Source organism: Sporosarcina sp. ACRSM, from assembly GCF_022346545.1.
GTDB lineage: Bacteria > Bacillota > Bacilli > Bacillales_A > Planococcaceae > Sporosarcina.
On the sequence record NZ_JAKRNU010000004.1, the window covers coordinates 264,534 to 286,295 of the forward strand.

Annotated in this window: 21 protein-coding genes and 1 other annotated feature; all 21 genes read left to right on the forward strand. The window is 46.1% G+C overall.

The genetic code is table 11. The features are described from left to right. Window positions 1-14 precede the first annotated feature (14 nt). The 21 genes from cysE (at window position 15) to tuf (ending at window position 21,523) form a co-directional block, all read left to right on the forward strand. A complete protein-coding gene (gene cysE / locus MHZ95_RS08590) occupies window positions 15-677 on the forward strand; it encodes a serine O-acetyltransferase (protein ID WP_239390206.1) in 663 nt (220 codons plus the stop codon). Then, window positions 674-2,074: a cysteine--tRNA ligase gene (gene cysS / locus MHZ95_RS08595; RefSeq protein ID WP_239390207.1), complete on the forward strand. Its 1,401-nt coding sequence runs from the start codon at window positions 674-676 to the stop codon at window positions 2,072-2,074. The genes cysE and cysS overlap by 4 nt, the downstream gene beginning before the upstream one ends. Next, window positions 2,074-2,502, forward strand: a complete 429-nt coding sequence (locus MHZ95_RS08600) for a Mini-ribonuclease 3 (protein ID WP_370642959.1) — start codon at window positions 2,074-2,076, stop codon at window positions 2,500-2,502. Before cysS ends, MHZ95_RS08600 begins: the two co-directional genes overlap by 1 nt. Then, window positions 2,499-3,257, forward strand: a complete 759-nt coding sequence (gene rlmB / locus MHZ95_RS08605) for a 23S rRNA (guanosine(2251)-2'-O)-methyltransferase RlmB (protein ID WP_239390209.1) — start codon at window positions 2,499-2,501, stop codon at window positions 3,255-3,257. The genes MHZ95_RS08600 and rlmB overlap by 4 nt, the downstream gene beginning before the upstream one ends. Next, window positions 3,254-3,769 carry an NYN domain-containing protein gene (locus MHZ95_RS08610; protein ID WP_370642961.1) on the forward strand — a complete coding sequence of 172 codons (516 nt, stop codon included), beginning with the start codon at window positions 3,254-3,256 and terminating at the stop codon, window positions 3,767-3,769. Before rlmB ends, MHZ95_RS08610 begins: the two co-directional genes overlap by 4 nt. Window positions 3,770-3,842: 73 nt before the next feature. Then, the gene (sigH, locus tag MHZ95_RS08615; protein WP_239390210.1) at window positions 3,843-4,490 is read left to right on the forward strand and encodes an RNA polymerase sporulation sigma factor SigH; all 648 of its coding nucleotides are present in this window, start codon (window positions 3,843-3,845) and stop codon (window positions 4,488-4,490) included. A gap of 175 nt (window positions 4,491-4,665) precedes the next feature. Beyond that, entirely contained in the window at window positions 4,666-4,815 is a 150-nt protein-coding gene (rpmG, locus tag MHZ95_RS08620; protein ID WP_239390211.1) for a 50S ribosomal protein L33, read from the forward strand. Between the two features lie 57 nt (window positions 4,816-4,872). Continuing rightward, window positions 4,873-5,058, forward strand: coding sequence for a preprotein translocase subunit SecE (secE, locus tag MHZ95_RS08625; protein WP_239390212.1), 186 nt, complete (start codon window positions 4,873-4,875; stop codon window positions 5,056-5,058). Window positions 5,059-5,300: 242 nt separating this feature from the next. Further along, window positions 5,301-5,834, forward strand: a complete 534-nt coding sequence (gene nusG / locus MHZ95_RS08630) for a transcription termination/antitermination protein NusG (RefSeq protein ID WP_239390289.1) — start codon at window positions 5,301-5,303, stop codon at window positions 5,832-5,834. Window positions 5,835-6,004: 170 nt separating this feature from the next. Then, window positions 6,005-6,430 carry a 50S ribosomal protein L11 gene (gene rplK / locus MHZ95_RS08635; RefSeq protein ID WP_239390213.1) on the forward strand — a complete coding sequence of 142 codons (426 nt, stop codon included), beginning with the start codon at window positions 6,005-6,007 and terminating at the stop codon, window positions 6,428-6,430. 120 nt (window positions 6,431-6,550) lie between these two features. Beyond that, a complete protein-coding gene (rplA, locus tag MHZ95_RS08640; RefSeq protein ID WP_239390214.1) occupies window positions 6,551-7,252 on the forward strand; it encodes a 50S ribosomal protein L1 in 702 nt (233 codons plus the stop codon). A 41-nt stretch (window positions 7,253-7,293) separates the two neighbouring features. Then, window positions 7,294-7,444: a sequence feature (ribosomal protein L10 leader region), on the forward strand. A gap of 31 nt (window positions 7,445-7,475) precedes the next feature. Then, window positions 7,476-7,976 (forward strand): 50S ribosomal protein L10, encoded by a 501-nt coding sequence (gene rplJ, locus MHZ95_RS08645; protein WP_239390215.1) that lies wholly within the window; start codon window positions 7,476-7,478, stop codon window positions 7,974-7,976. A gap of 67 nt (window positions 7,977-8,043) precedes the next feature. After that, the gene (rplL, locus tag MHZ95_RS08650) at window positions 8,044-8,409 is read left to right on the forward strand and encodes a 50S ribosomal protein L7/L12 (RefSeq protein WP_239390216.1); all 366 of its coding nucleotides are present in this window, start codon (window positions 8,044-8,046) and stop codon (window positions 8,407-8,409) included. 118 nt (window positions 8,410-8,527) lie between these two features. Next, on the forward strand, window positions 8,528-9,130 hold the full coding sequence (locus MHZ95_RS08655; RefSeq protein WP_239390217.1) for a class I SAM-dependent methyltransferase: 603 nt from the start codon (window positions 8,528-8,530) through the stop codon (window positions 9,128-9,130). Between the two features lie 220 nt (window positions 9,131-9,350). Next, window positions 9,351-12,893 carry a DNA-directed RNA polymerase subunit beta gene (gene rpoB / locus MHZ95_RS08660; RefSeq protein ID WP_239390218.1) on the forward strand — a complete coding sequence of 1,181 codons (3,543 nt, stop codon included), beginning with the start codon at window positions 9,351-9,353 and terminating at the stop codon, window positions 12,891-12,893. A 119-nt stretch (window positions 12,894-13,012) separates the two neighbouring features. Further along, window positions 13,013-16,615: a DNA-directed RNA polymerase subunit beta' gene (rpoC, locus tag MHZ95_RS08665; RefSeq protein WP_304649049.1), complete on the forward strand. Its 3,603-nt coding sequence runs from the start codon at window positions 13,013-13,015 to the stop codon at window positions 16,613-16,615. A gap of 124 nt (window positions 16,616-16,739) precedes the next feature. Beyond that, window positions 16,740-16,988 carry a ribosomal L7Ae/L30e/S12e/Gadd45 family protein gene (locus tag MHZ95_RS08670; RefSeq protein ID WP_239390219.1) on the forward strand — a complete coding sequence of 83 codons (249 nt, stop codon included), beginning with the start codon at window positions 16,740-16,742 and terminating at the stop codon, window positions 16,986-16,988. 100 nt (window positions 16,989-17,088) lie between these two features. Then, window positions 17,089-17,508 carry a 30S ribosomal protein S12 gene (gene rpsL / locus MHZ95_RS08675; protein WP_239390220.1) on the forward strand — a complete coding sequence of 140 codons (420 nt, stop codon included), beginning with the start codon at window positions 17,089-17,091 and terminating at the stop codon, window positions 17,506-17,508. A 104-nt stretch (window positions 17,509-17,612) separates the two neighbouring features. Then, window positions 17,613-18,083, forward strand: coding sequence for a 30S ribosomal protein S7 (rpsG, locus tag MHZ95_RS08680; protein ID WP_239390221.1), 471 nt, complete (start codon window positions 17,613-17,615; stop codon window positions 18,081-18,083). A 51-nt stretch (window positions 18,084-18,134) separates the two neighbouring features. Next, window positions 18,135-20,213, forward strand: a complete 2,079-nt coding sequence (gene fusA / locus MHZ95_RS08685) for an elongation factor G (RefSeq protein ID WP_239390222.1) — start codon at window positions 18,135-18,137, stop codon at window positions 20,211-20,213. 122 nt (window positions 20,214-20,335) lie between these two features. Continuing rightward, entirely contained in the window at window positions 20,336-21,523 is a 1,188-nt protein-coding gene (gene tuf, locus MHZ95_RS08690; protein WP_239390223.1) for an elongation factor Tu, read from the forward strand. Window positions 21,524-21,762: the final 239 nt, after the last annotated feature.

The following is a 21,762-nucleotide window of genomic DNA, read 5'->3' on the forward strand; positions in this document are numbered from 1 at the left end:
AGGAGGAGAACATGTTGTTTCGCAGGATGAAAGAGGATATTCAATGTATATTTGAACAGGACCCGGCAGCGCGCAGCGTATTTGAAGTGGTTTTGACGTATTCCGGATTACACGCGTTATGGTCTCACCGTATCGCACACGCGCTCTATAAGAAGAATCTCCGATTTTTGGCGCGGTCCGTTTCGCAGGTCAGCCGCTTTTTTACCGGTATTGAAATTCATCCCGGAGCGAAAATAGGAAGACGTTTTTTCATTGACCATGGGATGGGGGTCGTCATCGGCGAAACATGTGAAATTGGTGATGATGTGACGATTTACCAAGGCGTGACACTGGGTGGAACGGGTAAAGAAAAAGGGAAGCGGCATCCGACGCTCGGAAATAATGTGCTCATTGCCTCGGGAGCGAAGGTGCTTGGCTCCATTACAATTGGTGAAAACAGTAAAGTCGGAGCGGGATCGGTCGTCCTAAAAGATGTACCGAACGATTCGACGGTTGTCGGGATTCCTGGAACGGTCGTTATTTCGAATGGAGTACGTGTGAAAGATAAACTTGATCACCAAGACCTTCCGGATCCGATCGCTGATAAATGCAAATGGCTTGAAAATGAATTGGATAGGCTGAAAGAACAGGTTACTGAAATGGAGAAATCCGAGGTAAAGGAAGGGAACAGAGTATGACGATTCAAATTTATAATACACTGACGCGAAAGAAAGAACCGTTTATTCCGATAGAGGAAGGAAAAGTGAAGATGTATGTTTGCGGTCCAACCGTATACAATTACATCCATATTGGAAATGCTCGGCCTGTTATTGCCTTTGACACGGTACGGCGCTATTTGGAGTATCGTGGATATGACGTCACCTACGTATCTAATTTTACGGACGTAGACGATAAAATTATCAAAGCGGCCAATGAGCTTGGAGAAGAAGTCGGTGAGCTGACGGACCGGTTCATCAACGCCTATTTCGAAGACGTCGGCGCACTTGGCTGCGGGAAGGCGGATGTCCATCCGCGTGTGACTGATCATATTAAAGATATTGTGGAGTTTGTCCAAGTGCTGGTCGATAAAGGCTTTGCGTACGAATCGCAAGGCGATGTCTACTACCGGACACGGAATTTCGATGGATACGGGAAATTGTCCCACCAGTCGATTGACGAACTGAAAGTCGGTGCCCGTATCGAGCCGGGAGATAAGAAGGAAAATGCACTCGACTTTGTGTTGTGGAAAGCGGCGAAAGAAGGCGAGATTGCATGGGATAGTCCATGGGGAGCAGGTCGTCCGGGCTGGCATATCGAATGTTCGGTCATGGCAAGGGAGCATCTCGGGGATACGATCGATATTCACGCAGGCGGTCAAGATCTGACGTTCCCGCACCATGAAAACGAAATTGCGCAATCTGAAGCAATGACCGGCAAGCCATTTGCGAACTATTGGATGCATAATGGCTACATCAATATCGACAACGAAAAAATGTCGAAATCGCTCGGGAATTTTGTTCTGGTCAACGAAATCAGAAAACAGATCGATCCGAAAGTTCTACGTTTCTTCATGTTATCCGTGCATTATAGACATCCGGTCAATTTCTCGCAAGACCTTGTCGAAAGTGCCGCGAACGGGCTGGAGCGGATTCGTACGGCTTACAACAACTTAAAGCATCGTCTCGGCATCACGGCCGACCTCGGTGACCAAAAAGATGTCTGGATCCATAAAGTGGATGAGTTGAGACAGTCCTTTGAAGAGGCGATGGACGACGATTTCAATACGGCCAATGCGATTGCTGCGATTTTCGAACTTGCCAAACTGGCAAACGTCTATCTATTGGAGAAGAACACACAGCCGGAAGTGCTTTCGCATTTCACGCAAACATTCGATGAGTTGATGGCGGTGTTAGGCTTGTCGCTTGCCGAAGAAACCGAGTTATTGGACGAAACGATCGAAGCTTTAATCGAAGAGCGCCTTGAAGCCCGACGTAACCGTGATTTCAAACGTGCGGATGAAATTCGTGACGAATTGAAAGAACAGGGAATCCTGCTGGAAGATACGGCGCAAGGAACACGCTGGAAAAGAGGATGATGGGCATTTATAACTTGCGCGATATAGATGTGAAACAATTAAATGCATTGGCGTTGGCTTATATGGGGGATGCTGTATACGAGCAAGCGGTACGCGAGCATCTCCTTCGTTCGGGACGCGTGAAGCCGAATGTCTTGCACAAACAGGCGACAAACTATGTGTCGGCGAAATCGCAGGCAGCCATTGTGAAACATATGCAACAAATAGGCTTTTTGACAGAAGAGGAAGAGGCAGTCTTAAGACGGGGTCGCAATGCCAAATCCGGTTCGGTTCCTAAAAATACAGATGTTGTTACCTATAACTACAGTTCAGGGTTTGAAGCGGTCGTCGGTTATTTATACTTGTTGGGGAAGACGGAACGCTTGGGGCAATTTATTGCAGAATCATTGGCATGGATTGAGAGGCCAGGAGAGGAGGAAACGAAATGACAGAACATGAAGCGGAATTGATCGGCGGGAAAAATCCTGTCGTTGAAGCGTTGCGCTCCGGCAGAGAGTTGAATAAGATTTGGATCGCCGAAGGGTTGAATAAAAAAAGCATCGGGGAAATCCTATCGCTCGCAAAAGAAGGTGGAATTGTCGTTCAAGCGGTTCCGAAACAAAAACTGGATGGGATGTTGGCGATCAATCATCAAGGGATCGTCGCATCGGTTGCTGCCTATTCGTATGCAGAACTGGAAGATTTGTTCAGCGTGGCAAAGGCGCGTGGGGAAGATCCGTTTTTTATCATCCTCGATGAGTTGGAGGATCCTCATAATTTAGGCTCCATTTTACGGACGGCAGATGCGTCAGGGGTGCATGGCATCATCATTCCGAAGCGCAGGTCTGTCGGCTTGACGGGAATCGTGGCGAAAGCATCGACAGGAGCCATTGAACATATTCCGGTCGTTCGGGTCAATAATCTTTCACAGACGGTGGATGAATTGAAAAAGCGGGGTGTCTGGGTTGCAGGAACGGATGCGGCGAAATCGGTGGATTATCGCTTGATGGATGCGACACTTCCGCTTGCGATCATCATCGGAAGTGAAGGGAGAGGAATGTCACGGATCCTGAAGGAGAGATGCGACTTCTTGTACCACTTGCCGATGGTCGGACATGTGACATCGTTGAATGCCTCTGTCGCAGCCTCCCTTCTGATGTACGAAGTACTGCGCAAGCGTCAACCGCATGCGTCTGAAAGGTGAAAGCGGATGTACTCCTTGTAGACGGCTATAACGTGATCGGGGCATGGGAGGAATTGCGCCGGATGAAAACGGAGCGACTTGCAGACGCGCGCGATCGGCTCATCGAACGGATGGCAGAGTACAAGGCACATACAGGATGGCGCGTCATCATTGTGTTTGACGCGCATCTCGTACCTGGCATCGAAAAAAAGAAGCAGCGTCATAACGTCGAGGTCGTATTTACAAGGGAAAACGAAACAGCGGATGAACGGATTGAAAAACTTGTCGCAGAGCTAGGAGGGCGACGGGTGCAACTCCATGTGGCGACATCGGATTTGACAGAGCAATGGGTTATTTTTGCCCAAGGAGCCCTCCGGAAGTCTGCTCGGGAACTTGAAATTGAAATGAATGAGATTGATAAACTTATCTCCATAAAGGTCAAGGAGATTCAAGAGCAACGGCCATTTTCAAAGATACCTTTAAGTGATGAAGTTGCGGAAAAATTCGAAAAGTGGCGACGGGGAATGAAGTGAACGGTTGACGCAAAATTTTTCCATACAGTATACTTAGACTATCATCGTTTGAAGAACCGGGGTGATCCATTTGGTGGAAAAGACATACGTTGAAGGCGGAATATCGGATTTCACTGGATTATCCGATGCGGAAATCATCACCATCATACAAGAGGGGAACGCAGATGCGCTCGATTTTTTGATTACAAAATATCAATCTTTTGTGAGAGTGAAAGCGCGCTCATACTTTCTGATCGGAGGCGATCGGGAAGATATTGTCCAAGAGGGAATGATCGGATTGTACAAGGCGATCCGGGACTTCAAAGAAGATCGTTTAAGCTCATTTAAAGCATTCGCCGAACTGTGTATCACGCGTCAAATTATTACGGCTATCAAAACTGCAACAAGACAAAAACATATTCCGCTCAACACATCGGTATCTTTGGACAAGCCTGTTTTCGACGAAGACTCCGATCGGACATTGCTTGATGTCATAGCGGGACCCCTGCTGGATGATCCGGAAGATTTCATTATCCATAAGGAAAATTTCGGTCAGATGGAAGAAGAGATCAACAAAGTATTAAGCGGTTTAGAGAAACAAGTGCTTGCGCTTTACTTGGACGGTCAATCTTATCAGGAGATTTCGGATGAGTTGAACAGACAGGTGAAATCGGTGGATAATGCATTGCAAAGGATTAAGCGGAAATTGGAACGCTATATGGAAGTCGGCTCCGTTCGTTGACCGACCATTTCCATTGTATTGACAGCATGCAGGTTAGGTGTTACTCTTTAGCAAGACTATGAGAAGATGTCGAAAAGTCTGTGGACAGTGACTGAATCCGTACGACTTGGATTCTAGAAGTAAGACTACATCAGAGTTCGGAAACGAAAAGTATGCAGTCGTTTAGGGTGAGAAAATGTCTAAGAAAATAATTTTAAGTTGTGATAGTTGCGGGACGCGAAATTATTCCGTGCCGGCTCGTAGCAATCATTCGACGGAACGGTTGTCGCTCAAAAAGTTTTGTAGCCGGTGCAATGCACATACGATACACAAACAGACAGCTTGAGATACAACGAACTGTCTGAAAGCAGCATCATATTTACAGTCGGAGGGTTACGGTATAATGGGCAAGTTAAGCGCTTTTTTTAAAAATGTTGTCTCGGAAATGCGGAAAGTCAGCTGGCCGAAACGGAAAGAATTGACGCGCTACACGATTGTTGTTCTTTCTACAGTCGTCTTCATGGCGATCTACTTCGGGATTGTCGATCTTGGCATTTCACGTTTGATGGAATGGTATCTTGCATTATAAAACGAATCTGTAAACGATATAGGTTACTCAGCAGGCCGCTACAAAGCGGTTTGTGAATAACCCTTTGAAAAATATCCCGTCTGACAGCAAGAACGGGTTTTTTCAATTGTCCAGCTTTTCTGGATAGCTAAGAAATGATACAATCTCGTACAATATAGAGCGGAGAAGTTTTGGTGAATCACCGCTATTTAAGGTGTGCGAAAAGAAGGAGGGACGGACGTACAGTCCTTGTGCATATGGAAATGGAAAAAAATTGGTATGTCGTTCATACGTACTCCGGTTATGAAAATAAGGTGAAGGCCAATCTGGAAAAACGTGTAGAAACGATGGGAATGCAGGATAAAATTTTCCGCGTCGTCATTCCGGAAGAAGAGGAGACGGATTTCAAAGACGGTAAAAAACGTACAGTGATGAAAAAAACGTTTCCTGGATATGTTCTTGTAGAAATCATCATGACAGATGATTCTTGGTATGTCGTCAGAAATACGCCTGGCGTAACAGGTTTCATTGGTTCTTCAGGCGGGGGAGCGAAGCCGACGCCGTTACTTCCGGAAGAAGTAGAGTTCATCCTGAAACAGATGGGCGTCAAAGAAGGAAAAGCGGAAGTGGACTATGAAATTGGTGAAATGGTCCAAGTGCTTGAAGGACCGTTTGCACACTTCCAAGGGAAAGTGGAAGAGATTGATCAAGATAAAGGCAAAGTGAAAGTATCGGTCGATATGTTCGGTCGGGAAACGAATATGGAGCTCGACTTCAATCAGGTCGAAAAATTATAAATGATTTCCACTTGCATACAGTGCATAATAGTGGTATCATTTCAAAGGTCAGACTATAAATAAAGTAGTTTGGGCGGATTAACCAATTCTACCGGCGTAAGCCGGCAGGCACATATTGAGTGGGAGGGGCAACCCAATTACCACATCACGGACTTAAGGAGGTGTGTCTCGTGGCTAAAAAAATCATCAAAGTTGTTAAGTTACAAATTCCTGCTGGAAAAGCGAACCCGGCTCCACCAGTTGGACCGGCGCTAGGTCAAGCGGGTGTGAACATCATGGGATTCTGTAAAGAATTCAATGCGCGTACAGCAGATCAAGCAGGTCTAATCATTCCTGTTGAGATTTCCGTATTCGAAGACCGTTCATTCACATTCATTACAAAAACTCCACCGGCAGCAGTATTGCTGAAGGTTGCAGCTAATCTTCAAAAAGGTTCAGGTGAGCCGAATAAAAAGAAGGTTGCTACTGTAAAACGCGATAAAGTTCGCGAAATTGCAGAGTCAAAAATGCAGGACTTGAACGCGGCATCAGTTGAAGCAGCGATGGCAATGGTTGAAGGTACTGCTCGCAGCATGGGAATCACGATCGAAGACTGATCATGATCCGATAAAGCGTGTTTCTTTGTAGTGGGGGTTGCGCTCGTTCTTTAAGAACACGCAACCCTTATTCGTGGGAGGTATAATCCGTTAAAACCACAATCGAGGAGGAAATAATAGATGGCTAAAAGAGGTAAAAAGTTCACAGAAGCTGCGAAGCTTGTGGAACGTATGAAATCATACGACGTAAAAGAAGCGATTGCGCTTGCAAAACAAACAAGCACAGTCAATTTTGACGCTACAGTCGAAGTTGCATTCCGCCTTGGAATCGACACTCGTAAAAACGACCAGCAAATCCGTGGAGCAGTTGTGCTTCCGAACGGTACTGGTAAAACGCAACGCGTTCTCGTTTTTGCTAAAGGTGAAAAATTGAAAGAAGCGGAAGCAGCTGGTGCTGACTACGCAGGCGATGCAGAATATATCAACAAAATCCAACAAGGTTGGTTTGAGTTTGATGTAATCGTTGCGACTCCTGATATGATGGGAGAAGTCGGTAAAATTGGTCGTGTCCTAGGACCGAAAGGCCTTATGCCGAACCCGAAAACAGGAACAGTTACATTTGACGTAGCGAAAGCTGTTGAAGAGATCAAAGCTGGTAAAGTTGAATACCGTGCGGACAAAGCGGGTATCATCCACGCGCCAATCGGAAAAGTTTCATTCGACGATGCGAAGCTTGAAGAAAACTTCGCGACTGTTTTTGAAACAATTCAAAAAGCTAAGCCTGCTGCAGCTAAAGGAACATACATGAAGTCTGTGAATATCACGACTACAATGGGTCCTGCTGTAAAAGTAGATCCTTCTAGCGTAACAGTTAAAAATTAATATTGACAAACGATAGACTTTCTGATAAGATTTCGTTTGTTAGAATATAACCATTTGTACCGTAGACAGCAGGAGCGGCATGCCGCTTAATGTTTCCTGCCGAGGACAAGACGCTCTTTTGACTTAAAAGATGACGACTTTTCTGCCCTCGTGTCTGCTTTGTGTAGATATGAGGGCTTTTCATATCGGTATAAGTGACCCGAATTTTTTAGGAGGTGTCCAAATGAGCAAAGTATTAGAAGCTAAACAAGCAGTAGTTGGCGAAATTACAGACAAGCTAAAAGCATCATCATCTGTTGTTGTTGTTGACTACCGTGGTCTGAACGTCAGCCAAGTTACGGAACTACGTAAACAGCTTCGTGAAGCAGGTATCGACTTCAAAGTTTACAAAAACTCCATGACACGTCGTGCTGCTGAAGCTGCAGGACTTGAAGGGTTGAATGAATACCTTACAGGACCGAACGCAATTGCGTTTTCTAACGAAGATGTAGTTGCACCTGCGAAAATCTTGAATGATTTCGCAAAACAAAACGACAAGCTTGAAATCAAAGCAGGCGTTATCGAAGGCGCGATCGCAACAGAAGCGGACGTTAAAGCGTTGGCGGAACTTCCATCACGCGAAGGTCTACTTTCTATGCTACTCAGCGTACTTCAAGCACCAATGCGCAACTTCGCACTTGCAACAAAAGCTGTTGCAGAGCAAAAAGAAGAGCAAGGCGCTTAATCGAGCTGCCTGACATACAACTTGCGGGGTAAGCCCGACAAAAAACAACTATTAGGAGGAAACTATAATGACTAATGCACAAATCCTTGAAGCAATCAAAGAAATGACAGTTCTTGAATTGAACGACCTAGTAAAAGCAATCGAAGAAGAATTCGGCGTAACTGCTGCTGCACCTGTTGCAGTTGTTGGTGGAGCTGCTGGCGGAGACGCTGCTGCTGAGCAAACTGAATTCGACGTAGTTCTTGCATCTGCTGGCGATCAAAAAATCAAAGTTATCAAAGCTGTTCGTGAAATCACTGGCCTAGGCTTGAAAGAAGCGAAAGAAGTAGTAGATAACGCTCCAAAAGCACTTAAAGAAGGCGTATCTAAAGAAGAAGCAGAAGAAATGAAAGCGAAACTTGAAGAGGTTGGCGCTTCAATCGAACTTAAGTAATTTCGAATAGTGAAGGGAAGCTCGTCAAAAAACGACGGGCTTTTCTTCGTTTTTTTACCTTTATCTTCAATCAGTTATGGAATAAGAAAGAAATTGCGAGCCGAGGGGAGGACTTCGTGTGTCCGAACATTATTACGCTAAGGATCCGAAAGTGAAAAGTGATCCGAAAGAATGGAATGACGAATTGCGCGGAGTGAAACTGCGATTCAAGACGGATGCAGGAGTATTTAGCAAAGGGGAAGTGGATTTTGGTTCAAGACTCCTTGCAGAAGCATTCGTTTTACCAGAGTTGGCGGGTGCGATTTTAGATGTCGGTTGCGGCTACGGTCCGATCGGTTTGTCGATTGCCGGATCTTTTCCGGAACGGAATATTCACATGGTCGATGTGAACGAACGGGCGTTAGCTTTAGCTGCACATAACGCAGGGCAAAATGGCATTGAGAATGTGGAAATTTATCCGAGTGATGCATTATCAGCTGTTAAAGAAACAGCGTTTGCTGCGATCTTGACGAATCCGCCGATCCGTGCAGGAAAAGAGACGGTATTCAAAATTTATGAAGAAGCTCATACGAAGCTTGCGGCGGGTGGCGAGTTATGGGTTGTCATTCAGAAGAAGCAAGGGGCACCTTCGACGATCAACCATTTACAAGAGCTGTTTGGCCGGGTGGAGGCGGTTGTGAAGAAGAAAGGGTATTATATTATAAAGGCAGAAAAGTATTGACTTAGAAATGCAACTATGGTAATGTTAGAAAATGCATAAATTATTATAATGCGGTCGTATGCCCTTTTGCATAAGAATTGGAAATGTTAGGTATACTGGCGATGTATAAAGGATTGTTAAACCGAAAATGAGCTCTTGCCGGAACTCGTTTTCTTTTTGTTTTTTCGATATCATACACCATTTTTATGATTTCGCAAAGGACTAATATTGTTTTTGAGGGGTGAAAGAGTTGACAGGTCATTTAGTTCAGTATGGTCAACACCGTCAGCGTAGAAGTTTCGCACGGATCAGCGAAGTGCTCGATTTGCCGAATCTGATTGAAATCCAGACGGCATCTTATGAATGGTTCTTGGAAGAAGGATTGCGTGAAATGTTCCGTGATATTTCTCCGATTCAGGACTTCACGGGAAATCTTTCGTTGGATTTCGTCGATTATCAGTTAGCAGAACCTAAGTATCCTGTTGATGAATCGAAAGAGCGTGACGTCACGTATGCAGCACCGTTACGTGTTAAGGTACGCTTGCACAACAAAGAAACTGAAGAAGTGAAAGAACAAGATGTCTTTATGGGAGATTTCCCACTTATGACTGAAAACGGTACGTTTGTCATAAATGGCGCGGAGCGGGTAATCGTTTCCCAACTTGTGCGTTCCCCGAGCGTCTACTTCAATGATAAGGTGGACAAAAACGGGAAACGCGGCTTTGCTGCAACTGTTATTCCGAACCGCGGAGCTTGGTTGGAGTATGAAACAGACGCGAAAGACGTTGTCCACGTTCGAATCGACCGGACGCGGAAGTTGCCGGTTACAGTACTTCTTCGTGCACTCGGCTTTTCATCCGATCAGGAAATCATCGATTTAATCGGTGATAATGAGTATTTACGCAATACGCTTGAAAAGGATAATACGGAAAGCTCTGAAAAAGCCCTGCTTGAAATTTACGAACGTTTACGTCCGGGTGAGCCACCGACGTTGGATAGCGCGAAGAACCTTTTGTTCTCTCGATTCTTTGACGCGAAAAGATATGATTTAGCGAATGTTGGACGCTACAAGATGAACAAGAAGCTTCATGTGCAAAACAGATTGTTCAACCAAATTGCTGCCGAAACGTTAGTGGATCCTGAAACAGGTGAAATTCTACTGGAGAAGGAACAGCTCATTGATCGTCGGACATTGGATCGCTTGCTTCCGCATTTGGAAAATGGAATCGGCTTCGAGGAGATTTCCCATGCGAGCGGCGTTCTAGACGAGGACATTAAGATTCAAACAATTAAAATCTACTCTCCGAAAAGTGAAGACAAACAAGTGATCAACGTCATTTCAAATGCATATGTAGACGAGTCGATCAAACACGTCACGCCTGCAGATATCGTTGCATCCATCAGCTATTTCTTCAACCTCCTTCACGGAGTAGGGAATACAGATGATATCGACCATCTCGGGAATCGTCGTCTCCGCTCTGTAGGCGAGCTTCTTCAAAATCAGTTCCGCATCGGGCTTTCCCGTATGGAACGTGTTGTCAAAGAGCGTATGTCTATCAATGATACGCAATCGATCGTGCCGCAACAGCTCATCAACATTCGCCCGGTCATTGCATCGATTAAAGAGTTCTTCGGAAGTTCTCAGCTTTCCCAGTTCATGGATCAGACGAACCCGTTGGCTGAATTGACGCATAAGCGCCGACTATCTGCCCTCGGGCCTGGTGGTTTGACGCGTGAGCGTGCAGGGATGGAAGTACGTGACGTTCACTACTCTCACTATGGTCGTATGTGTCCGATTGAAACGCCTGAGGGACCGAATATCGGGTTGATTAACTCATTATCTACATTTGCGAAAGTGAACAAGTTCGGGTTCATTGAAACGCCGTATCGGAAAGTGGATCCTGAAACAGGACGGGTTACTGCTCAAATCGATTACTTGACTGCAGATATTGAAGATAACTATGTCGTTGCACAAGCAAATGCAATCCTTGCGGAAGACGGTTCTTTCGTCAACGAAGAAGTTGTCGGTCGTTTCCAAGGGGATAACACAGTATTTAAACGTGAACAGATTGACTATATGGACGTTTCACCTAAGCAAGTTGTTTCTGCCGCGACGGCTTGTATCCCGTTCCTTGAGAACGATGACTCGAACCGTGCGCTCATGGGGGCGAACATGCAACGGCAAGCTGTACCTCTTCTTAATCCGGAGGCGCCGTTTGTCGGAACAGGAATGGAACACGTCTCTGCTCGTGACTCGGGAGCTGCTGTGCTTGCGAAGTTTGACGGAATCGTCGAACACGTCGAAGCGAAAGAGATCCGCGTTCGCCGTATTGAAACGATTGACGGTAAAGAAGTGAAAGGCGATCTTACGATTTACCGCCTTGAAAACTTCATCCGTTCGAACCAAGGGACATGTTATAACCAGCGTCCGATCGTCCGTGTTGGAGATCGTGTGAAGCCGCTTGATATCCTGGCGGATGGTCCTTCCATGGAGCAGGGAGAACTTGCACTTGGCCGTAACGTCTTGATGGCATTCATGACATGGGATGGTTACAACTATGAAGATGCCATCATCATGAGTGAACGTCTCGTGAAAGATGATGTATTCACTTCGGTTCATATCGAGGAATACGAGTCTGAAGCGCGGGATACGAAACTTGGGCCTGAAGAGATTACACGTGATATTCCAAACGTTGGTGAGGATGCGCTTCGTAACCTTGATGACCGAGGAATCATCCGGGTCGGGGCAGAGGTGCGCGATGGCGATATCCTTGTCGGGAAAGTAACGCCAAAAGGTGTAACGGAACTGACGGCCGAAGAAAGATTACTACACGCAATCTTCGGTGAAAAAGCACGGGAAGTCCGCGATACATCACTTCGTGTGCCACATGGCGCAGGCGGTATCGTTCTGGATGTGAAAGTATTCAATCGTGAAGACGGCGATGAATTGCCACCAGGCGTAAACCAATTGGTGCGTGCTTATATCGTTCAAAAACGTAAAATCTCCGTCGGGGATAAAATGGCCGGACGTCACGGTAACAAAGGGGTTATCTCCCGTATCTTACCTGAGGCGGATATGCCATATCTTCCGGACGGCACACCAATTGACTTGATGCTTAACCCGCTCGGTGTACCATCTCGTATGAACATCGGACAGGTTCTTGAAATGCACCTCGGTATGGCAGCGCGCAGCCTTGGCGTCCATATGGCGTCTCCTGTATTTGACGGAGCGAACGAAGAGGATGTCTGGGAGACGATGGAAGAAGCCGGCATGGATCGGGACGGGAAAACAGTCCTATACGATGGCCGTTCCGGTGAAGCATTTGACAACCGGGTATCTGTCGGTGTCATGTATTTGATCAAGCTCGCGCATATGGTCGATGACAAACTCCATGCACGTTCGACAGGACCATACTCACTCGTCACGCAACAGCCACTCGGCGGTAAAGCCCAGTTCGGTGGACAGCGTTTCGGGGAGATGGAAGTGTGGGCGCTCGAGGCATATGGTGCCGCTTATACACTACAGGAAATCTTGACTGTGAAGTCGGATGACGTTGTCGGACGCGTGAAGACTTATGAAGCGATCGTCAAAGGAGATAGCGTACCACAACCAGGTGTACCAGAATCGTTCAAAGTTCTGATTAAAGAGCTTCAGAGTCTGGGTCTGGATGTGAAGATGCTATCGCAAGATCTAGAAGAAATCGAACTTCGCGATCTTGATGAAGATGAAGATATGCAACCAACGGATGCGTTGAACTTGATTAAAGAAGATCAACCTGTTTGATATTGATAAAGTAATCATCGGGTGAGGGGGAAGTCGCACGTTCCCCCTCTTTATGCCCTTAATGTGCGTTTGCTCGGAAAAGCCAACTGCAGCGATAAGACTAAAGGGAGGTAGGCTCCTTGATAGATGTAAACAACTTTGAGTATATGAAAATCGGCCTTGCTTCACCGGATAAGATCCGTTCTTGGTCCTATGGTGAAGTGAAAAAGCCTGAAACGATCAACTATCGTACATTGAAGCCTGAGAAAGATGGCCTGTTCTGTGAACGTATTTTCGGGCCTACGAAAGATTGGGAATGTCATTGTGGAAAATATAAACGCGTACGTTACAAAGGTGTCGTCTGTGACCGCTGTGGCGTAGAAGTGACGCGTCAAAAAGTACGCCGCGAACGCATGGGGCATATTGAACTTGCGGCTCCGGTTACACATATTTGGTATTTTAAAGGAATCCCGAGCCGGATGGGTCTTATCTTGGATATGACGCCACGTGCTTTGGAAGAAATCATCTATTTCGCATCCTATGTTGTCGTTGATCCGGCGGATACACCACTTGAAAGAAAACAATTGCTTTCTGAAAGGGAGTACCGCATTTACCGAGAGAAATACGGCAATAAGTTCCAAGCGTTGATGGGTGCCGAGGCAATCGAACGCCTGCTCATGGGAATCGATCTCGACAAGGAAATGGAATTTTTGAAAGAAGAATTGAAGACTGTCCAAGGACAACGCCGTACACGTGCGATCAGACGTCTGGAAGTTGTTGAGTCATTCCGTAACTCCGGTAACAAACCGGAATGGATGGTATTGGAAGTATTACCGGTCATCCCACCAGAACTCCGTCCGATGGTCCAGCTTGACGGTGGACGCTTCGCCACTTCCGACTTGAATGACTTATATCGTCGTGTCATCAACCGGAACAACAGGCTGAAACGCTTACTTGATCTTGGAGCACCTGGGATCATCGTTCAGAACGAGAAGCGGATGTTGCAAGAAGCGGTTGACGCGCTTGTCGATAACGGCCGTCGCGGTCGTCCGGTAACAGGACCAGGTAACCGTCCATTGAAATCACTTTCCCACATGCTGAAAGGAAAGCAAGGGCGTTTCCGTCAGAACTTACTCGGGAAACGGGTTGACTATTCAGGTCGTTCTGTTATCGTCGTTGGTCCGAACTTGAAAATGTACCAATGCGGATTGCCGAAAGAGATGGCGATCGAGCTATTTAAACCTTTTGTTATGAAGGAACTGGTTGAACGTGGACTCGCTCACAATATTAAGAGTGCGAAGCGTAAGATCGAGCGTCTCCATTCAGAAGTGTGGGATGTGCTCGAAGAAGTGATCAAGGAGCATCCGGTCTTATTGAACCGGGCACCAACGCTTCACCGTCTTGGTATCCAAGCGTTCGAACCGATTCTGGTAGAAGGTCGCGCGATCACGCTTCACCCACTTGTGTGTACAGCATATAACGCCGACTTTGACGGTGACCAAATGGCTGTTCACGTTCCATTGTCGGCGGAAGCGCAAGCGGAAGCACGACTACTCATGTTGGCAGCACAAAACATCTTGAACCCGAAAGATGGAAAACCTGTTGTTACACCGTCTCAAGACATGGTATTAGGAAACTATTACCTGACATTGGAACGGAAAGGGGCGACTGGAGAAGGGGCTGTTTTCAGTAATGCGAATGAGGCGATCATCGCTTACCAAAACGGACATGTCCATCTTCATTCACGGATTGCTATCCGGGCATCATCTTTAAACAATCCGACATTCACGGAAGAACAAAATAGCCAATTGCTATTAACGACCGTCGGGAAAATCATCTTCAACGAAATTCTGCCTGAGTCGTTCCCGTACATTAACGAACCGACCAATTCCAACTTGGAAATTGAAACGCCTGATAAGTATTTCGTTCCAGGGACTGCAAATGTGAAAGAGCATTTGGAGAGTATGGAACTTGTTCAACCGTTCAAAAAGAAAATCCTTGGGAACATCATCGCGGAAATCTTTAAACGTTTCCACATTACCGAAACGTCCAAAATGCTTGACCGCATGAAAGACCTTGGATTCAAATACTCTACACGTGCAGGGATTACGATCGGTATTTCCGATATCGTCGTCCTTCCGAACAAAGATGAAATCTTGCAAGAAGCGCAAGGTAAAGTGGATAAAGTTATGCAGCAATTCCGCCGTGGTCTTATTACGGAGGAAGAGCGCTACGACCGCGTCATCTCTTATTGGAGCCATGCGAAGGATGTCATTCAGGATAAACTGATGGACTCCCTCGATAACTCGAACCCGATCTACATGATGAGTGACTCCGGTGCCCGGGGTAACGCCTCGAACTTCACGCAGCTTGCGGGTATGCGTGGTCTGATGGCCAACCCGGCTGGTCGAATCATCGAACTTCCGATCAAATCATCATTCCGTGAAGGGCTGACTGTTCTCGAGTACTTCATCTCGACACACGGTGCGCGTAAAGGACTTGCGGATACGGCTCTGAAAACAGCTGACTCCGGTTACTTGACACGTCGACTTGTCGATGTGGCGCAAGATGTCATCGTCCGTGAAGATGATTGTGGAACTGATCGTGGCTTGGAAGTGGGCGCATTGACAGAAGGTACGGAAATCATCGAAGGCTTGGATGAGCGTATCGAAGGACGCCACACGAAGAAAACGATCTACCACCCTGAAACAGGTGAGAAAATCCTTGAAAAAGATGCGCTCATTACTGCGGACGTCGCTCGTACGATCCTAGACGCAGGCATCGAAAAAGTCACTATCCGTTCAGCGTTCACATGTAACACTAAACACGGTGTATGTAAAAAATGTTACGGCATTAACTTGGCGACAGGTGAAAAAGTCGAAGTCGGCGAAGCGGTCGGTATTATCGCTGCACAGTCGATCGGTGAGCCTGGAACACAGCTTACGATGCGTACATTCCATACAGGTGGAGTTGCCGGAGACGATATTACACAAGGTCTTCCACGTATCCAGGAGATTTTCGAGGCGCGGAATCCGAAAGGGCAAGCCGTCATTTCGGAAATCAAAGGTGAAATCATTGAAATCGATGAAATCCGTGAAGGTCAGAAAGAAATCACAATCCAAGGTAAAGTGGAAACACGCAAATACTTGGCGCCATACAATGCCCGTTTGAAAGTCGGAGTTGGAGACGAAATCGACCGAGGCGATGTCATTACAGAAGGTTCCATCGACCCGAAAGAATTGATCATCGTCAAAGACGTGGCGACGGTTCAAGAGTATCTCTTGAAAGAAGTTCAAAAAGTATATCGTATGCAAGGGGTTGAAATCGGCGATAAGCACGTTGAAGTAATGGTTCGCCAAATGCTTCGCAAAGTGCGTATCATCGAGGCAGGAGACACGGATCTCTTACCGGGCTCACTGCTTGACATCCACCAATTCGCGGATGCTAACGCAGAAGTGTTGAAAGTCGGAAAACTTCCGGCAACTTGCCGCCCTGTCATTCTCGGTATTACAAAAGCATCACTCGAAACGGAATCCTTCCTATCGGCAGCGTCATTCCAAGAGACGACTCGCGTCTTGACGGATGCAGCTATCAAAGGGAAAACCGACGAGCTTCTCGGCTTGAAAGAAAATGTCATCATCGGAAAACTTGTACCAGCTGGAACAGGTATGCAACGATACCGTCATATCCAGATGGATCAAATCGACGAAGAAGAGGCATTGAAAAAAGTAGCAGCAGAGTAAATTTCAATTCAGGGGAACAAAAAAGTTCCCCTGTCTATCTAATATCTGTTGACAGCTTTTTTAATAAGTGATAATATACAAAAGGTTGATAGTTGAATGTCTGTACTTTGGAGGATATGCCCATATGTCTTATGATAAAGTCGAGCAGGCAAAAAAGACAATCATCGGTACAAAGCAGACAGTGAAAGCGATCCGTGCAGGGATAGTGACGGAAGTCATCATCGCACAGGATGCTGAAGAAAGGGTTGTCGCTCCAGCTTTGGAGGAAGCCGCACTTCATGGCATCCAAGTGACGCATGTCGATTCAAGAGAAAAGCTTGGGCATGCATGCGGCATTCAAGTCGGTGCAGCTGTGGTTGCGATTACTGGATAACAGTTTTTGTGTAGAAAGCACAAAGACTTTGTTTTTACCCAAAAATGAACCACCTGGATGTGTGGTCTTACAAAAAAGATATGTGAGAGGAGGAAAACCGATGCCTACAATTAACCAATTGGTCCGTAAACCACGTAAACCAAACGTGACAGGATCAAAATCTCCAGCGCTCGGGAAAAGCTATAACAGCTTCAAAAAGTCAATGACAAACGTGAATTCACCACAAAAACGGGGTGTTTGTACACGTGTTGGTACAATGACACCGAAGAAGCCGAACTCGGCACTTCGTAAATATGCACGTGTTCGTTTGACGAACTCTATGGAAGTAAACGCGTATATCCCTGGTGAAGGCCACAACCTTCAAGAGCACAGCGTTGTTCTAATCCGCGGCGGCCGTGTAAAAGACTTACCGGGTGTTCGTTACCATATCGTACGTGGAGCGCTTGACACAGCTGGCGTTCAAGGTCGTATGCAAAGCCGTTCACAATACGGTGCAAAAAGACCGAAAGAAAAGAAATAAGAAGGACACTCATCTGAGTGCTCAACGTTTTAAAAATCAAAGAGATTATGATAAAGGTTATGCAAGTGTATACCGCTTGATAACCTTGAAAGGAGGAAAACAACATGCCTCGTAAAGGTCCTGTTGCAAAACGTGACGTACTTCCGGATCCGATTTACAATTCGAAGCTCGTTTCACGTCTCATCAACAAAATGATGGTTGATGGCAAAAAAGGTACATCCCAAAAAATCCTCTATGGTGCGTTCGAACTTGTTAAAGAACGTTCTGGAAAGGATCCAATTGAAGTATTCGAAGCTGCACTTAACAATGTAATGCCTGTACTTGAAGTACGTGCTCGCCGTGTTGGTGGAGCGAACTACCAAGTACCGGTTGAAGTCCGCCCTGAACGTCGTACGACGCTCGGTCTTCGTTACCTTGTGAACTACTCTCGCTCACGCGGTGAGAAAACAATGGAAGAACGTCTTGCGAATGAAATCCTAGACGCTTCCAACAACACAGGTGCTTCTGTTAAGAAACGCGAAGAAATGCACAAGATGGCAGAAGCGAACAAAGCATTCGCTCACTATCGTTGGTAAGATTGGACAGCTCGTTACAACTCTAATCCGAATCGGAAGGAGATATACAAAATGGCTAGAGAGTTCTCCTTAGAGAATACTCGTAATATCGGTATCATGGCTCACATCGACGCTGGTAAGACAACGACGACCGAGCGGATCCTTTATTACACAGGTAAAATTCACAAACTTGGTGAAACGCACGAAGGTGCATCGCAAATGGACTGGATGGAGCAGGAGCAAGAACGTGGAATCACAATCACATCTGCTGCAACAACAGCTCAATGGAAAGGCCACCGTGTTAACATCATCGATACTCCGGGACACGTAGACTTCACTGTTGAAGTTGAACGTTCCCTGCGTGTACTTGATGGTGCTGTAACGGTACTTGACGCTCAATCGGGCGTTGAGCCGCAAACAGAAACAGTTTGGCGTCAAGCAACAACATATGGCGTTCCACGTCTTGTATTCATTAATAAAATGGACAAAACAGGAGCGGACTTCCTCTATTCAGTAGGAACACTTCATGACCGTCTACAAGCGAACGCACACCCGATCCAATTACCAATTGGTGCCGAGGATGAGTTTGAAGCAATCATCGACTTAGTTGAGATGAAAGCGACATTCTACGGTGACGACACAGGTATGAACGTAGAAGTACGTGATATCCCTGAAGAGCACGTTGCGAGAGCTGAAGAATACCGTGAGAAATTGATCGAAGCGATTGTTGACTTTGACGAAGATCTTATGGAAAAATATCTTGGCGGCGAAGAACTAACGATCCAAGAAATCAAAACGGCAATCCGTAAAGCTACGCTTGCTGTTGAATTCTACCCGGTCGTTTGTGGTACGGCGTTCAAGAACAAAGGTGTCCAACTTGTACTAGATGCAGTTGTTGACTATCTTCCATCACCAATCGACATTCCTCCTATGAAAGGGACGAATCCTGATACGGACGAAGAAGTTGAACGTCACGCAGACGACAACGCGCCATTCTCGGCACTTGCGTTCAAAGTCATGACAGACCCTTATGTAGGTAAATTGACGTTCTTCCGTGTGTACTCTGGTACACTTCAATCCGGATCATACGTTCAAAACTCTTCGAAAGGTAAGCGTGAGCGTGTAGGACGTATTCTACAAATGCACGCGGATTCCCGTGAAGAGATCAGTGAAGTACACTCAGGAGACATTGCTGCGGCAGTAGGTCTTAAAGATACAGGTACGGGCGACACACTTTGTGACGATAAAGCACTTGTTATCCTAGAGTCCATGGAATTCCCTGAGCCGGTTATTTCTCTATCTGTTGAGCCGAAAACAAAAGCCGACCAAGATAAAATGGGTATGGCTCTTGCGAAGCTCCAAGAAGAGGATCCGACATTCCGTGCACATACGGACCAAGAGACAGGCGAAGTTATCATCGCTGGTATGGGTGAGCTTCACCTTGATGTCCTTGTAGACCGTATGAGACGTGAATTCAAAGTTGAAGCAAACGTTGGTGCTCCACAAGTATCTTACCGTGAAACATTCCGTCAAGCTGCCGAAGTTGAAGGGAAATTTGTCCGTCAATCCGGTGGTCGCGGTCAGTTTGGTCACGTTTGGATCGAATTCTCTCCGAACGAAGAAGGAAAAGGATTCGAATTTGAAAACGCGATCGTCGGTGGTGTTGTTCCACGTGAATACGTACCAGCTGTTGAAGCGGGTATCCGTGATTCACTTGACAACGGGGTACTTGCCGGCTATCCATTGATCGACATCAAGGCCCGTCTATTCGATGGTTCATATCACGATGTTGACTCCAATGAGATGGCGTTCAAAATCGCTGCTTCTATGGCGCTGAAAAACGCAGTATCAAAAGTTAACCCAGTTATTCTTGAACCAATAATGAAAGTCGAAGTTATCATTCCAGAAGAATACTTAGGTGATGTTATGGGTGACGTCACTTCTCGCCGCGGACGCGTGGAGGGAATGGATGCTCGTGGTAACGCACAAGTTGTTCGTGCAATGGTTCCTTTAGCAGAGATGTTCGGTTATGCAACGTCCCTACGTTCAAGTACACAAGGACGCGGTGTCTTCTCAATGGTGTTCGATCACTATGAAGAAGTGCCGAAGTCAATCTCTGAAGACATCATCAAGAAAAATAAAGGCGAATAATTGACTTCGACCTTGTTTCCAGTTTAAATTACTTGTAAGATATGGGTAGTTGGGGGGCACACTCCCAACACCTGTAGCTATAAAAACTAAAAAACTTTCATATTCCGAGGAGGATCTCAAAAATGGCAAAAGAAAAATTCGACCGCTCCAAAACGCATGCTAATATCGGGACAATCGGTCACGTTGACCATGGTAAAACAACACTTACTGCTGCAATCGCAACAGTTCTAGCGAAAAAACTAGGCGGAGAAGCACGTTCTTACGCTGACGTTGATAACGCACCTGAAGAAAAAGAGCGTGGAATCACAATCAACACGTCTCACATCGAGTACGAAACTGAAACTCGTCACTATGCACACGTTGACTGCCCAGGTCACGCTGACTACGTTAAAAACATGATCACTGGTGCTGCTCAAATGGACGGCGGTATCCTAGTTGTATCTGCTGCTGACGGCCCAATGCCACAAACTCGTGAGCACATCCTTCTTTCACGTCAAGTTGGTGTTCCTTACCTAGTAGTCTTCATGAACAAATGTGACATGGTTGACGACGAAGAACTTCTTGAACTAGTAGAAATGGAAATCCGTGACCTTCTTTCTGAGTACGATTTCCCTGGCGATGACATTCCTGTTATCAAAGGTTCTGCTCTTAAAGCACTTGAAGGTGAGCCAGAGTGGGAAGAGAAAGTCGTTGAGCTTATGGCTGCAGTTGACGAGTACATCCCAACACCACCACGTGACACTGAAAAACCATTCATGATGCCAGTTGAGGACGTATTCTCAATCACTGGTCGTGGTACAGTTGCAACAGGCCGTGTTGAGCGTGGACAAGTTAAAGTCGGCGACGTTGTTGACATCGTTGGTATCGTTGAAGAAGCGAAATCTACAACTGTTACAGGTGTAGAAATGTTCCGTAAACTTCTTGACTATGCAGAAGCTGGTGACAACATCGGTGCACTTCTTCGTGGTGTAGCTCGTGAAGACATCCAACGTGGACAAGTTCTTGCTAAACCAGGTACAATCGTTCCACACACTAAATTTACATCTGAAGTTTATGTTCTTTCAAAAGAAGAGGGTGGACGTCACACTCCATTCTTCTCTAACTACCGTCCACAGTTCTACTTCCGTACAACGGACGTAACTGGCGTTATCGAACTTCCAGAAGGCGTAGAAATGGTTATGCCTGGAGATAACATCGAAATGACAGTAGAATTGATCGCTCCAATCGCTCTTGAAGAAGGTACGAAATTCTCTATCCGTGAGGGTGGACGTACTGTAGGCGCTGGCGTTGTAGCTACAATCCAAGCTTAATTTTAACTTTTAAAATCCCGTCCTTAGCGACGGGATTTTTTGCGTTCAAAGGAAAATATTGAAGTTCGCTGAGCGGCTCCATCGTATTGAACAAAGCATCAACAGACATCCTCTTGCTTTAGATAGAAGGGTATAAACACTGGATCGAGTGTGTAGTCTTTCAGGAAAAGGGTAATCTATAGTTGACAGGAAAAACTGCCTCTGTTAAGTTAGCAATTGCACTTTCTTTGTTTAGTGTA